Raw genomic sequence first — 13,569 nt, 5'->3', positions numbered from 1 at the left:
CGTGCCTGGGCTAGCGTCGCATGGTGGCGACGGCTGCCCTGAACCCCTCGCGCGGGTGCTCCATCTCACCCAGCGAGATCGTCTCGCGCTTGAAGAACAGGGCCAGGGTCCAGTCGACGACGACACGGACCTTGCGGTTCAGCGTAGGCACCCGCGACAGATGGTAGGTGCGGTGCATGAACCACGCAGGGAATCCGCGAAGCTTGACGCCGTAGACGTTCGCGACGCCCTGGTGCAGGCCGAGACCGGCGACCGATCCGACGTACTTGTGGCGGTAATCGACCAGTTCCTGCCCGCGAAGGTGGCGGACGATGTTGTCGCCGAGCACCTTCGCCTGACGGACGGCGTGCTGGGCGTTGGGCGCGCAGTACTGGCCGGGGTTGGTCACGTCGGGCACGCCGGCCGCGTCACCGGCGGCGAACGCGTCGCGGGTGCCGGCGAGCGTGAGCTTGGTCGTGGTCTTCAGCCGGCCGCGCTCGTCGAGCGGCAGGTCGCTGTCGGCGACGACCGGGCTGGGCTTGACGCCCGCGGTCCACACCAGCGTCTCGGCCTCGAACTCCGAGCCGTCGCTGAGCACCACGTGACCGCCGACGCACGATTCGAGCCGGGTGTCCAGCTTGACGTCGATGCCGCGCTCGCGGAGCTGCTCCAGCGTCCACTTGCCCATCTCCGGCCCCACCTCGGGCAGCACCCGGTTGGTGGCCTCGACGAGCACCCAGCGGATGTCCGAAGGCTTGATGTTGCGGTAGTAGCGGGTCGAGTGCTTGGCCATGTCCTCCAGCTCGGCCAGCGCCTCGACGCCGGCGAAGCCCGCCCCGACCACCACGAACGTCAGCGCCCTGCGGCGCACCTCCGGGTCCTCGGTCGACTCGGCCACGTCGAGCAGGTGCAGCACCCGGTTGCGCAGCGCGATGGCCTCGCCCACGGTCTTGAAGCCGATGCCGATGTCGGTGAGCCCGGGAATGGGCAGCGTGCGCGAGATCGAGCCCGCGGCCATGACGATGACGTCGTAGGCGACCTCACGCGGCGCGCCCTCGGCAGGCTGGAAGGTGACCGTGCGGGCCGCGTGGTCGACCTTGGTCACCCTGCCGTTGAGGATGCTCACCTTGGGCAGCACCCGCCGCAGCGGGGCGACCATGTGCCGGGGCGACAGGTTGCCCGCCGCCGCCTCCGGCAGGAACGGCTGGTAGGTCATGTAGGACTGGGGGTCGATGATCGTGATGCGCACCTCGCCGGCGCGCAGCTCCCGGGAGAGCTTGCGCTGCAGACGCAGTGCCGTGTAGAGACCGACGTAACCGCCGCCGACGATCAAGATGTGCTTGTTCATGGCCCCATCCCTCGATGGATAGCTTGTGAAAGCATTCACAAGCTTACGCCACGCTTATCCGCGAAGGCCAACGCGGGGATGGTGCAACGCGTCACACCGAGAGCTCGACCGCCCGCGCGAAGATCCCGTCGAGCATGTCGGCCGTCACCCTGCCGGTGAACGTGTTCTGCTGGCTCGGGTGGTAGCAGCCCAGCAGCGTCACGGGCGCGCTCCCGTACGTGACCTCGACCTCGGCGCCGTGCCCGAACGGCGGCCTGCTGCGCGGCAGCGCGTAGCCCGCCTCCCGCAGCGCCGGCCACATCGCCTGCCAGGCGTAGCCGCCGAGCGCGACGACCACCCGCACGCTGCCGGCCACCATCGCGATCTCACGGGCCATCCACGGGAAGCAGGTGGCCTTCTCCTCGGGCAGCGGCTTGTTCGCGGGCGGCGCGCACCGCACCGACGCCAGCATCCGCGTCCCGACCAGCTTCTGCCCGTCACCGGCGTACGTGCTCGTCGCCTGCACCGCCAGCCCGGTGCGGTGCAGCGAGGCGAACAGCCAGTCGCCGCTGCGGTCGCCGGTGAAGATCCGGCCGGTCCTGTTGCCGCCGTGCGCGGCCGGGGCCAGGCCGACGAGCAGGATCCGCGGGTGCTCCTCGCCCCACCCGGCGATGGGCCGCCCCCAGTAGGTCTCGTCCGCGAACGCCCGCCGCTTGACGTCGGCCACCTCCTCGCGCCAGGCCACCAGGCGCGGGCAGGCCCGGCAGACCGACTGCCGGGCGGTGAGGTCGGCCAGGTCACGGCTGGAGTCGGCCAGCGCGCGCACGTCCGCCGGGCCGGCGGCCACGGGCGTGGCGGGGGTCGCGGGGTCGTCGGGCCAGCCGGTGCCGGGAGGTACGTAGCTCATGACACCGATGGTGCCCGATCAGCGCGGCTCGGACGTCGCGCAGGCCGACGGCGCGGGCACCACGTCGGCCTTGCCGCCTTCCAGCTCGCGCAGCCGCCTGGCCTCGGCCTCCTCGGCGGTCACCAGGGGCAGCGGGTAGCGGTTGCGGATCACGTCGCCGCACGCCGGGTCGATCTCCAGGCCGTGCTCCTCCGGCGACAGCACGAGCGGCCTGCCGTCCTGGTCGTAGACGTCCACGCCCACGAGCGCCTTGCCGTCCTTGTAGAGCCGGATGTTGGTGACGGCGGCGGCGAACGGCGATCCCGAGCCGACCAGCACGACATCGGGCCGCACCGACTGCGGCGTCGGGGAGAACGCCTGCTCCGGGACGGGTGCGGCGCCCGCCAGCATCCCCGCCAACAGCGCCACCGCGGCCGCCGCGTTGGCGGCGACGGCCAGCGAGAGGGCCGGCCATCCCCCGCGGCGCCGCCCCAACCACACCGACGCCGCCACGGCCACGGCGACCACCAGGATCTCGACGGCGCCGCCCGGCACGAGTCCGGGACCCTCGGCCGCCGGGCCCGGATTGAGCGCCAGCGCCGCCATGCCCAGCGCGTAGCCCCGCAGCACCCACCAGCCCGGCCGCAGCTCCCGCAGGAAGCCCGTGGCGCCCCCGTAGAGGCTGTGCCGCCGCACCCGGGCCACGAACCCTGCGGCCATCTCACGCGGCCTCCTGCGGCCGCTGACGGCCTCGGGGCGGCCCGCGTAGGCGGCCCGGAGCTCCTCGGCGTAGGCGTCGGGCGGGCCGAGCCGGTCCTCCAGCGACGCGTCCGACTCGGCGGCGATCTCCGCCAGATGGTCGTCCAGGTCCTCCAGCAGCTCCTCGCGCTCGGGATGGCGTGCCAGAGCCTCGCGCACGGCCCGCGCGTAAGCATCGTGATCAGTCATGCGGCCCCTCCTTCAACAGGGAGTCCATGGTGGCGGCGAACGAGGTCCAGGTCGCCGCCGACGAGGCGAGCTGCCGGCGTCCGGCGTCGTTGAGCCCGTAGTACTTGCGGTGCGGCCCCTCGTCGGAGGCGACCACGTACGAGGTCAGCGCGCCCGCCTTGAACAGGCGGCGCAGCGTGCCGTAGACGGACGCGTCGCCGACCTCGGTGAGCCCGGCCTCCCTGAGGCGGCGGACGACGTCGTAGCCATAGCCGTCGCGGTCGTCGAGCACCGCCAGGACGGCCAGGTCGAGCACGCCCTTGAGCAACTGGCTGCTATCCACGCCATGCACACTACTGTGCAAAGCGTAATAGCGGCAAAAGGAAAACCGGGCGGCGCCAGGCGCCACCCGGTTCAGCGATCTCAGACCTTCTTGCAGGGCGCCTGGAAGGAGGCCGGGACCGCCTTCAGGAGCTTGCCGCTCGGGTCGAAGATCTTCAGCTCGGCCACGCCGTCCTTCGTCAGCTCGTTGAAGTTCTGCGAGAAGGAGACCGTGGTGGAGCCGTCACCGATGTTCGCGGAGCCGAGGTGCGTGCCCTCGTACGTCCACACGGCCTGGCCCTTGAAGCCGTTCTTGCCGGTCACCGTGGCCGAACCGGACAGGGTGCCGGACGGGCAGGTGTTCTCGCTCGCGCTCACCGAAGCGCCGGAGACCTCGTAGGAGGGCTCGGGCTTGGGCTCGTCACACGCAGCGTAGGACTGCGTGATGGAGTCGCTGTTGTTCGGGCCGTAGACCGACAGCGTGATCTTGCCGCCGTTCTTCGCGGCGCCGTGCAGCGCCCGCTGCGAGAGCGAGACGTTCTTGGTGCCGCTGCCGAAGTAGCGCGAACCCTGCTCGACCGCCTGGCCGTTCACGGACCAGACCCACCGGACGTCGGCGGCGCGGTTGAGGTTGATGTTGGCGTGCGCGCTGACCTTGCAGCCGTCGTGGTTGGTCGCCGTCACCAGGTCGGAGGCGGAGACCTTCACAGCCGGGGCCGGCGGGGTGTAGTCCTTGCACCAGACCTTGTAGTAGGCCCGGTTCGAGTACTCACGGTCCGGGCTCAGGATCTGCAGGACCGCGGAGCCGCGCTGGCTGTGACGGGCGGTGATGCCCGCGTAGACCTTGCGGGAGTCCCAGACCTTGACCTTGCCGTAGTCCACGACGTCACCGTTGACGACCCAGCGGTAGCGCACCCAGGCCGGGCGGTTCACAGTGATCCGGCCGGCGAAGTGGATCCGCTTTCCGGGGTCGCACGAGCCCACGTAGTGGGACGGGCTCGCCCAGGCACGGGCGGAGACCCGCACGTCGTCGCGGGTGCCCTCGAGCTTCATGCAGTTGACCGAGAAGTAGCTCTTCTTCGAGGTCACCGTGCGCGGGCCGAGGACCTGCAGGGCCTGCCAGCCCTTGACGTCGCCCTTGAAGGTGACCTTCTCGGTGACCTTCACGGACTTCGTGCCCTTGACCTTGACGGTCTTGACCTTGCTCTTCGAGCCGTCGCCGTGGAGCCAGCGGTAGGCCAGCGTGGTCTTGGCCTTGCTGGAGACCTTGACCGTGGCGGAGAACGTCACCGACACCGGACAGGCGCCGACGTAGTCACGCTCCGACACCTTCGGCGTGGAGACGGAGACCTTGGCCTTCGTCTTGGCGGCCGCTGCCCCAGCGGTCGCGGAGGAGGCCGTGGCGGCCTGAGCGGGGCTGGACACCAGCCCGGCCACCAGGCCGGCCAGCACGAAAGTGGAGGCGCCGAACGCCGCCACCTTCCGCGCTAACACAGAGGACTTCATGAATGAGGCTCCATTCCGTGAGGGAAGAGATGCGCTCGGGAACGGTTGCCACGCCGACAGCCCTCTTGTGTCGCGCAATATGGCAAAGCCCCCGTTATGCACGATCACTAAAGCACAGAACTGATTGCACGCTCAACACGAACGCAAGCGAGTTATGTCCCGATTTAGCCACTTTTCAGGCCAGGGACCACGCAATTCCATCGAGAATGTCATGCTCACTCACTACTACCTGCGCAAATGTGAACCGCCTCACGATGCGGTCCAGGATGAGCGCCCCCGCGCCGATGACGTCCACCCGGCCCGGATGCATCACGCCCAGCGCCGCCCGCTCACCATGCGTCATCGCCAGCAGCCGCCGCGTCACCTCGTGCACCTGCTCGGCGGAGATGCGCGAATGGTGAATGCGCGCCGGGTCGTACTCCGGGAGCCCGAGCGCGACGCCCGCGACCGTCGTCACCGAACCGGCCAGCCCCACCAGCGTGTGCGCCTGGCGCACCGGGACCTCGGCCTCGACCCGGTCGAGCGCCTTCTCGACGTCGGCCACCACCGCCTCCAGCGCCTCGGCCGACGGCGGGTCGCCCGCGTCACGCAGGTGGCGCTCGGTCAGCCGCACGCAGCCGATGTCGACGGAGATCGCCGCCTCCGCGTGGCGGGAGCCGACCACGAACTCGGTCGAGCCGCCGCCGATGTCGACGACCAGGTAGGGCGGCAGCGGGCCCTGCGGCACCTCGGTCTCCGGCGACAGCCGCAGCAGGCCCCGCGTCGAGCCGGTGAACGACAGCTCCGCCTCCTCCGCGCCCGTCACCACCTCCGGCGCGACGCCGAAGATCTCCCGGACGCCGTCGGTGAACCGGTCGCGGTTGTCGGCGTCACGGGTGGCGCTGGTCGCCACCACCCTCGTGGCGACGGCCCCGTGCCGGTCGATCAGCTCGCGGTAGCGCAGCATGGCGCCGAACGTGCGCTCCAGCGCGTCGGGCGACAGCCGCCCGGTCCGGTCCACGCCCTCGCCGAGCCGGACGATCTCCATCCGCCGCTCGACCTCGGTCAGCGAGTCGTCGCCGACGTCGGCGATCAGCAGCCGCACCGAGTTGGTGCCGCAGTCGACGGCGGCTACGCGCATGGTCCGTCACTCCACCAGTCGGGGAGCGCGTCCAGCGCCTCCCTGCCGAACGGGTTGCTGCCGGGCACCGCCAGCTCGTGCGCCACGAGCGCGTGCAGGCACTTGACCCGCAGCGGCATGCCGCCGGTGCTCTGCATGTCACGCGGGAGCGGCTCCAGGCCCTCCTCCTCGGCGGCCTTGTCACGCCGGGCGACGTAGTCGTCGTGCGCCGCCTGGTAGGCCGCGGCCAGCTCGGGGTCGTCGGCCAGCCGGTCCTGCATCCGGCGCATCAGCCCGGAGCCCTCCAGCGTGCCAATCGCGGAGGCGGCCCGCGGGCAGGTCAGGTAGTAGAGCGTGGGGAACGGCGAGCCGTCGGGCAGCCGCGGCGCGGTCTCGACCACGTCGGGGTTGCCGCACGGGCAGCGGTGCGCCACCCCGCGCAACCCTCGGGGAGGCCGCCCCAGCTGCCGCTGGACCGCCTCGACGTCACTGCTCTCCAACGCTCTCCTACTCCCCCTCGCCGGCCGTGCCGGCCTCACCGGTCTTGTCAGTCTCGCCGGTCTTGCCGGCCGGGTCGGCTTCGCCGGACGTGTCGGCCGGGTCGGTCACGCCCGCCCGGCGGCCGGTGCCGTCGTCGGCGGCCTGCACCGACTCCCAGAGCGTCTGGTACCACGGCGGCGCCGCCGCCGGCCGCTTGACCGCCGTCCTGCCCTTGCCCGGATCGGCGTCCATCACCACGTAGCACTTCTCGCCCGGCCCGCAGTAGTGCAGCCGCTCCTTGGCCGTGCGCTTGATCCAGTTGGGGTCGCGCACCTGCTGCGCCTCGGCGAGCAGGCGCTGGCGCTCGGCCTCGACCCGCGCCTTCTCCTCCCGGAGCTCGGCGATGTTGCGCCGCTGGGCGATGTACTCGCGCACGGGGTAGGCCAGGCTCATGGCGATCGCGCACACCACGATCGCCAGGATGGCGGCTCGCCCGGTCAGCTGCGGTCTCTTCGCCAACGCACTACCCCCTCAGACGGCGACGGGACCCGCGGCAGGACTCGCCCACCGCGGGCCGTACCCGAAACTAGCGCTGGAACCGCGGGAAAGCGTCACGACCCGCGTAACGGGCGGCGTCGTCGAGGATTTCCTCGATGCGCAGCAGCTGGTTGTACTTGGCCACCCGGTCGGAGCGGGCCGGCGCGCCGGTCTTGATCTGGCCGCAGTTGACCGCCACGGCCAGGTCGGCGATCGTCGTGTCCTCGGTCTCGCCCGAGCGGTGGCTCATCATGCACTTGTAGCCGTTGCGGTGGGCCAGGTCGACGGCGTCGAGGGTCTCCGACAGGGTGCCGATCTGGTTGACCTTGACCAGGAGCGCGTTGGCGGTGCCGGCCTTGATGCCGCGCTCCAGCCGCTCCGGGTTGGTGACGAACAGGTCGTCGCCGACGAGCTGCACCCGGGAGCCGAGCGCCTCGGTGATCGCGCGCCAGCCCTCCCAGTCCTCCTCGTCGAGCGGGTCCTCGATGGAGACGAGCGGGTAGTTGTCGACCAGGTCCTGGTAGAAGGCGATGAGCTCCTGGGCGGACAGGCCCTTGCCGTCGATGGTGTAGACGCCGTCCTTGTGGAACTCGGAGGCGGCCACGTCGAGCGCGAGCGCGATGTCCTCGCCGGGCCGGTAGCCGGCCTTCTCGATCGCGACGAGGATCAGGTCGAGGGCGTCGCGGTTGGACGGCAGGTTGGGCGCGAACCCGCCCTCGTCGCCCAGGCCGGTGGCGTAGCCCTTCTCCTTCAGCACGGACTTGAGCGCGTGGTAGACCTCGGTGCCCATGCGGACGGCGTCGCGGAACGTCGGCGCGCCGATCGGCGCGATCATGAACTCCTGGATGTCCACGTTGGTGTCGGCGTGGGCGCCGCCGTTGAGGATGTTCATCATCGGCACGGGCAGCACGTGCGCGTTGGGGCCGCCCACGTAGCGGAACAGCGGCAGCTCGGCGCTGTCGGCGGCGGCCTTGGCCACGGCCAGCGAGACGCCCAGGATGGCGTTGGCGCCCAGCTTGGCCTTGTTGGGCGTGCGGTCCAGGTCGATCATGATCTGGTCGACGATGCGCTGGTCCTCGGCCTCGACGCCGTGGATCTCGTCGAAGATCTCGTCGGTGATGGCGAGGACGGCCTTCTGCACGCCCTTGCCGTTGTAGCGATCGTCGCCGTCGCGCAGCTCCACGGCCTCGAACTGGCCGGTGGACGCGCCGCTCGGCACCGCGGCGCGGCCGGTGCTGCCGTCGTCGAGGATCACCTCGACCTCGACCGTCGGGTTGCCCCGGGAGTCGAGGATCTCGCGCGCGTATACGACCTCGATGGTAGCCACGGGATGCGCTCCTAAATCGAAAGGCAATATGGGTCTAGAGCCTATCGGCCCTCTCGCGACTCCCAGGCGCGCACCCTGTCGCGGTAGGCGCGTGCGGCGGCACGCAGCTCGGCCTCGGCGTCGACCCCGGCCTCCTGGGCGCGTCGCACCAGGTCCCACAGCTCGCGGGCGACCCCCTGGCCGACGGCGGCGGCCAGGCTCCCGGGCGCCCCGCCGCGCTCGGCCCGCCGGACGAGCTGGGCCGCCAGCGAAAGCGCGGGCTGGCCCAAGGGCACCCCGTCGAGCAGCGACTCGCCGCCCTTGGAGGCCCGCTCGGCCGCCTTGATGGCCTCCCAGTTGTCGTTGACCTGGTCGGCGGTCTCGGCCCGGACCGAGCCGAACACGTGCGGGTGGCGCCGCACCAGCTTGTCGACGATGCCGGCGGCCACGTCGTCCATGTCGAACCCGTCGGCCACCCGCGCGTGGAACACCACCTGGAGCAGCAGGTCGCCGAGCTCCTCGCGGAGCGCCGGGTAGTCGGACTCCTCGATGGTCTCCAGCACCTCGTACGCCTCTTCGAGCAGGTACGGGACCAGCGACTCGTGGGTCTGCTTGCGGTCCCACGGGCACTCGACGCGCAGCCGGTCCATGACCGCGACCAGGTCGAGGACGCGGGCGCCCGGCAGGTCGTAGGAGCCGGGCACGACCTCGATCAGGGGCGGGTCGGCCAGCGCGACGGCGGCGTGGCCGAGCGCGCGCATGAAGTCCTCGTCGTCACCGGAGGCGAGCCACACGACGGTGTCGGTCACGGCCCGCCTGGCCAGCGAGGCCGGGTCCGGCGTCACCACGTCGACCTCGACCCCGGCCTCGGCCAGGTAGGGGAGCTGCGGGTGATCGGCGGAGCCGGTCAGCACCGGGCCGGAGCGCAGCGCCTGCCACGCCTGGTGGCTCAGCAGCCCCGGCGCGACGCGCGGCGAGGTGGTGACGACGACGAGTGGCATGCCTAGCCCTGCGGCTGCTGCTGCGGCTGGGCGGGCTGCAGCGGCTTGCCGAAGCGGCCCGGGTCGACGAAGCCCTGGTCCTGCTGGAAGGTGCCGTAGCGGGGGCTGAACTGCGTCTTGATGGAGTTGTACTCCTCCGCCCACTTGGCCGCGGCCTGCTGGCTCTGGGTGCCGCCGAACTTCTCGATCAGCTTGGCCGCGCCCAGCTCGGCGCGCAGGTAGGGGCGCGCACCGGCCGGGGCGACGCCCTTGGACAGCAGGTTCATCTCGGGCGACTGCTGCTGGCCGGGCTGCTGGAGCGCGGCGTCGACCTCGGTCTCGGTGACCGTGATGCCGTGCTTGGCGGCGAGCTGCTGGTAGCGGGCCTGGTTGGTCATCCGGAACAGCACGAACTGGGTGACCGGCACGCCGAGCTGCTCGGGCGTGATGTTGGCCTTCTTCAGCGCGGCCTCGAACTCCTGGACGTTCCGGGTGAGATCGCTGGCCGAGATCCGCTGGTTGCCGACCACGGCCGCCGCGCCGGCCTCGACAGGGGTAGAGCAGGCGGTCAGCGCGAGGACGCTGGCTCCCGCCGCGGCAGCGACCAAAACCGCTCGTATCGACTTCACGTGCATCCCTTCGACAAAAATCGCCGCTAGCTTACCCGCGCCGGCTCGAGGAACATCGCCTCCACCAGGTCGCCACACCATTTGAGCAGGTCCAGGTCCCGCAGCGGCTGCCCGCCCAGCGGCTTGGTCTTGGGCACCGGCACCAGCAGCGTCTCGGCCGCCTGCTTGTAGACGGCCTTCTTGTAGAGCCGGTCGAGCCGGACCTGCTGCGACTCCTTCAGCACGGCCGGGCCGAACTTGATGTTCTGCCCCTGGAGCGTGACGTCGGTCAGCCCCGCCTGCCGCGCCTTGATCCGGAACCTGGCGACCTCCAGCAGGTTCTCCACCTCGACGGGCGGCTTGCCGTAGCGGTCGGTCAGCTCCGCGCGCACCTCGTCGATGTGGATGGGCGCGGAGATCGCCGCGATCCGCTTGTACGCCTCCAGCCGCAGCCGCTCGGAGGTCACGTAGTCGTGCGGGATGTGCGCGTTGATCGGCAGCTCGACCTTGACGTCGTGCACCTCCTCGGCCGGCTCGGCGCCCGACAGCTTGGCCTTCTGCTCCTGCACGGCCTCGGCCATCAGCCGCACGTACAGGTCGAAGCCGACACCCGCGATGAAGCCCGACTGCTCGGCGCCGAGCACGTTGCCGGCGCCGCGGATCTCCAGGTCCTTCATCGCCACGTACATGCCGGCGCCCATCTCGGTGTGCTGCGAGATCGTGGCCAGCCGCTCGTGCGCGGTCTCGGTCAGCGGCTTCTCCGGCGGGTAGAGGAAGTACGCGTAGCCGCGCTCGCGGCCTCGCCCGACCCGGCCGCGGAGCTGGTGGAGCTGCGACAGGCCGTAGTTGTCGGCCCGGTCGACGATGAGCGTGTTGGCGTTGGGCACGTCCAGCCCCGACTCCACGATCGTGGTCGAGACGAGCAGGTCGTACTCGCGCTCCCAGAAGCCCACCATGATCTTTTCGAGCTGGTGCTCGTTCATCTGGCCGTGCGCCACCGCGACGCGCGCCTCGGGCACCAGCTCGCGCAGCCGCGCGGCCACCCGGTTGATCGAGGCGACCCGGTTGTGCACGAAGAAGATCTGCCCGTCGCGCATCAGCTCGCGCCGGATCGCCGCCGCGATCTGCTTCTCGTCGTACGGGCCGACGAAGGTGAGGATCGGGTGGCGCTCCTCCGGCGGGGTGAGGATCGTGGACATCTCCCGGATGCCGGTCAGGCCCATCTCCAGCGTGCGCGGGATCGGCGTGGCCGACATCGCCAGCACGTCGACCTGGGTGCGCAGGTGCTTCATGGCCTCCTTGTGCTCGACGCCGAACCGCTGCTCCTCGTCGATGATGATCAGGCCCAGGTCCTTGAACCTGACCTCGGGGCTGAGCAGCCGGTGGGTGCCGATGACCACGTCGACGGCGCCGGTGCGCAGGCCGTCGAGCGTGCCCTTGATCTCGGCGTCGGTCTGGAAGCGGGAGACCGGCTTGAGCGTGACGGGGAAGCTGGAGAAGCGCTCGGTGAACGTCGACATGTGCTGCTGCACCAGCAGCGTGGTCGGCACCAGCACGGCCACCTGCTTGCCGTCCTGCACCGCCTTGAAGGCCGCGCGCACCGCGATCTCGGTCTTGCCGTAGCCCACGTCGCCGCAGATCAGCCGGTCCATCGGGACGCCGCGCTCCATGTCGCGCTTGACCTCGTCGATGGCTTCGAGCTGGTCACCGGTCTCGGCGTAGGGGAAGGCGTCCTCCATCTCGCGTTGCCACGGGGTGTCGGGGCCGAAGGGGTGGCCGGGCGAGGCCATGCGCGCCGAGTAGAGGCGGATGAGCTCGCCGGCGATCTCCTTGACCGCTTTCTTGGCCCGCGACTTGGCCTTGGCCCAGTCGGCGCCGCCCATCCGGTTGAGCGTGGGCGCCTCGCCGCCGACGTAGCGGGTGACCTCGTCGAGCTGGTCGGTGGGCACGTAGAGGCGGTCGCCCTTGGCGTACTCGATGACCAGGTATTCGCGGGTGGCGCCCTGGACGGTGCGCTGGACCATCTCCACGTAGCGGCCGACGCCGTGCTGCTCGTGCACGACGTGGTCGCCGACCTTGAGCTGGAGCGGGTCGACCATGTTGCGGCGGCGCGAGGGCAGGCGGCGCATGTCCTTGGTGGACGCCTTCTGGCCGACCAGGTCGAGGTGGGTGAGGACGGCCAGGCCGGGGGTGACGAAGCCGTGCTCCAGGAGGCCGGTGGTGACGTGGACGACCTTCGGCTCCGGCGCCTTGTCCAGATATTTCGTGAGACGGGCGGGGACGTCGACGCCCTTCAGCACCTCGACCATGCGCTCGGCCGGGCCGTGCCCCTCGCTGAGCAGCACGACCGCCTTGTCCTCGGCCAGCCAGCCCTTGACGTCCTCCAGCGCCTTGCGGGTGTCGCCCCGGTAGGCCTCGGAGTCGTGCGCGGCCAGCTCGACGCCGGTGCCGAACGGCGCCATCGACCACCACGGCTGCCCCAGGGAGCCGGCGTGGTCGCGGATCTCCTCCAGCGAGCGGAACGCGGCGGCCCCGAGGTCGATCGGCGCCTCGCCGCCGGCGGCCGCGTTGATCCAGGACGCCTCCAGGAACTCCTGCGAGGTGCGCACCAGCTCCTCGGCCCGGCTCCTGATCCGCTCGGGGTCGCAGACGAACACCGCGGCCCGGTCCGGCAGGTGGTCGATCAGCAGGTCCATCTCCCCGGCCAGCGCCGGGGCGAACGCCTCCATGCCCTCGACCGGGGTGCCCTCGGCGAGCTGGTCGAGCACCTCGGCGAGCGCCGGGTGCCGCTCGGCCAGCTCCCGCGCCCTGGCCCGGACCTCGCCGGTCAGCAGCAGCTCGCGGCAGGGCGGCGCGAACAGCCCGTCCTCGGCCGCCTCCAGCGAGCGCTGGTCGGCCACCTTGAACCAGCGGATCTCCTCGACCGTGTCGCCCCAGAACTCCAGCCGCAGCGGGTGCTCCTCGGTGGGCGGGAACACGTCGAGCAGCCCGCCGCGCACCGCGACCTCGCCGCGCTTCTCCACCATGTCGACCCGGTGGTAGCCGTTGCCCACCAGGTTGGCCACGACCTCGTCCAGATCGGCGTCGTCGCCGGCCCGCAGCCGGATCGGCTCCAGGTCGCCCAGACCCTTCATGATCGGCTGCAACAGCGCCCGGATCGGCGCGACGATCACGTTGAGCGGCCCGGCGGCGATGTCGCCCTTGACCGGGTGCGCCAGCCTGCGCAGCACGGCCAGCCGCTGGCCGACCGTGTCGGAGCGGGGCGAGAGCCGCTCGTGCGGCAGCGTCTCCCAGGCCGGGAACACCGCGACCGTGCTGGGCTCGATGAGGCTGGTCAGCGCCGCCGCCAGGTCCTCGGCCTCGCGGCCCGTCGCGGTGACGGCCAGGACCGCGCGCTGGTCGTGCCCGGCCAGCGCGGCCACGCCGAAGGGCCGCAGCGCGGCGGGCGCGACGAGGGCCACGTCGCCGCCCTGTTCGAGGGCGGCGGCCAGGCTCGGGTCGGCGGAGACAAGGTCAAGCAGTCCGGAAAGACTCATCAGTCAGCCCCATGGCAACACGACTACCCCCGGCCGAACGGCAGCGGGGGTGTGGTCGTTCCAGACTACTGGCCGGG

The 13,569-nt window shown here is 71.2% G+C and carries 12 protein-coding genes; all 12 read right to left on the bottom strand.

What is annotated here, in order from left to right; translation table 11 throughout:
- Positions 1-10 precede the first annotated feature (10 nt).
- A complete protein-coding gene (locus ACBI99_RS28310; RefSeq protein WP_219505055.1) occupies positions 11-1,327 on the bottom strand; it encodes an NAD(P)/FAD-dependent oxidoreductase in 1,317 nt (438 codons plus the stop codon).
- A gap of 91 nt (positions 1,328-1,418) precedes the next feature.
- Entirely contained in the window at positions 1,419-2,213 is a 795-nt protein-coding gene (locus tag ACBI99_RS28305) for a uracil-DNA glycosylase (RefSeq protein WP_357586252.1), read from the bottom strand.
- An 18-nt stretch (positions 2,214-2,231) separates the two neighbouring features.
- Positions 2,232-3,140, bottom strand: coding sequence for a hypothetical protein (locus ACBI99_RS28300; protein ID WP_357586250.1), 909 nt, complete (start codon positions 3,138-3,140; stop codon positions 2,232-2,234).
- Positions 3,133-3,462, bottom strand: a complete 330-nt coding sequence (locus tag ACBI99_RS28295) for a PadR family transcriptional regulator (RefSeq protein ID WP_219505061.1) — start codon at positions 3,460-3,462, stop codon at positions 3,133-3,135. Before ACBI99_RS28295 ends, ACBI99_RS28300 begins: the two co-directional genes overlap by 8 nt.
- An 80-nt stretch (positions 3,463-3,542) precedes the next feature.
- A complete protein-coding gene (locus tag ACBI99_RS28290; RefSeq protein WP_219505063.1) occupies positions 3,543-4,946 on the bottom strand; it encodes a hypothetical protein in 1,404 nt (467 codons plus the stop codon).
- A gap of 175 nt (positions 4,947-5,121) precedes the next feature.
- On the bottom strand, positions 5,122-6,066 hold the full coding sequence (locus ACBI99_RS28285) for a Ppx/GppA phosphatase family protein (protein ID WP_219505065.1): 945 nt from the start codon (positions 6,064-6,066) through the stop codon (positions 5,122-5,124).
- Positions 6,057-6,545, bottom strand: a complete 489-nt coding sequence (locus tag ACBI99_RS28280; RefSeq protein ID WP_357586246.1) for a DUF501 domain-containing protein — start codon at positions 6,543-6,545, stop codon at positions 6,057-6,059. The genes ACBI99_RS28285 and ACBI99_RS28280 overlap by 10 nt, the downstream gene beginning before the upstream one ends.
- A 7-nt stretch (positions 6,546-6,552) precedes the next feature.
- Positions 6,553-7,044, bottom strand: a complete 492-nt coding sequence (locus tag ACBI99_RS28275) for a septum formation initiator family protein (RefSeq protein ID WP_219505069.1) — start codon at positions 7,042-7,044, stop codon at positions 6,553-6,555.
- A gap of 67 nt (positions 7,045-7,111) precedes the next feature.
- Entirely contained in the window at positions 7,112-8,389 is a 1,278-nt protein-coding gene (gene eno / locus ACBI99_RS28270) for a phosphopyruvate hydratase (RefSeq protein WP_375073909.1), read from the bottom strand.
- Between the two features lie 41 nt (positions 8,390-8,430).
- Positions 8,431-9,369, bottom strand: coding sequence for a MazG family protein (locus ACBI99_RS28265; RefSeq protein WP_219505079.1), 939 nt, complete (start codon positions 9,367-9,369; stop codon positions 8,431-8,433).
- A gap of 2 nt (positions 9,370-9,371) precedes the next feature.
- Positions 9,372-9,977, bottom strand: a complete 606-nt coding sequence (locus ACBI99_RS28260) for a SurA N-terminal domain-containing protein (RefSeq protein WP_375073908.1) — start codon at positions 9,975-9,977, stop codon at positions 9,372-9,374.
- A 26-nt stretch (positions 9,978-10,003) separates the two neighbouring features.
- Positions 10,004-13,492 carry a transcription-repair coupling factor gene (gene mfd, locus ACBI99_RS28255; RefSeq protein ID WP_375073907.1) on the bottom strand — a complete coding sequence of 1,163 codons (3,489 nt, stop codon included), beginning with the start codon at positions 13,490-13,492 and terminating at the stop codon, positions 10,004-10,006.
- Between the last annotated feature and the right edge of the window lie 77 nt (positions 13,493-13,569).

Origin of the sequence: Nonomuraea sp. ATR24, assembly GCF_041950485.1 — a bacterium.
Lineage (GTDB): Bacteria > Actinomycetota > Actinomycetes > Streptosporangiales > Streptosporangiaceae > Nonomuraea > Nonomuraea ceibae.
This window is presented reverse-complemented; position numbering and strand designations above follow the sequence as displayed.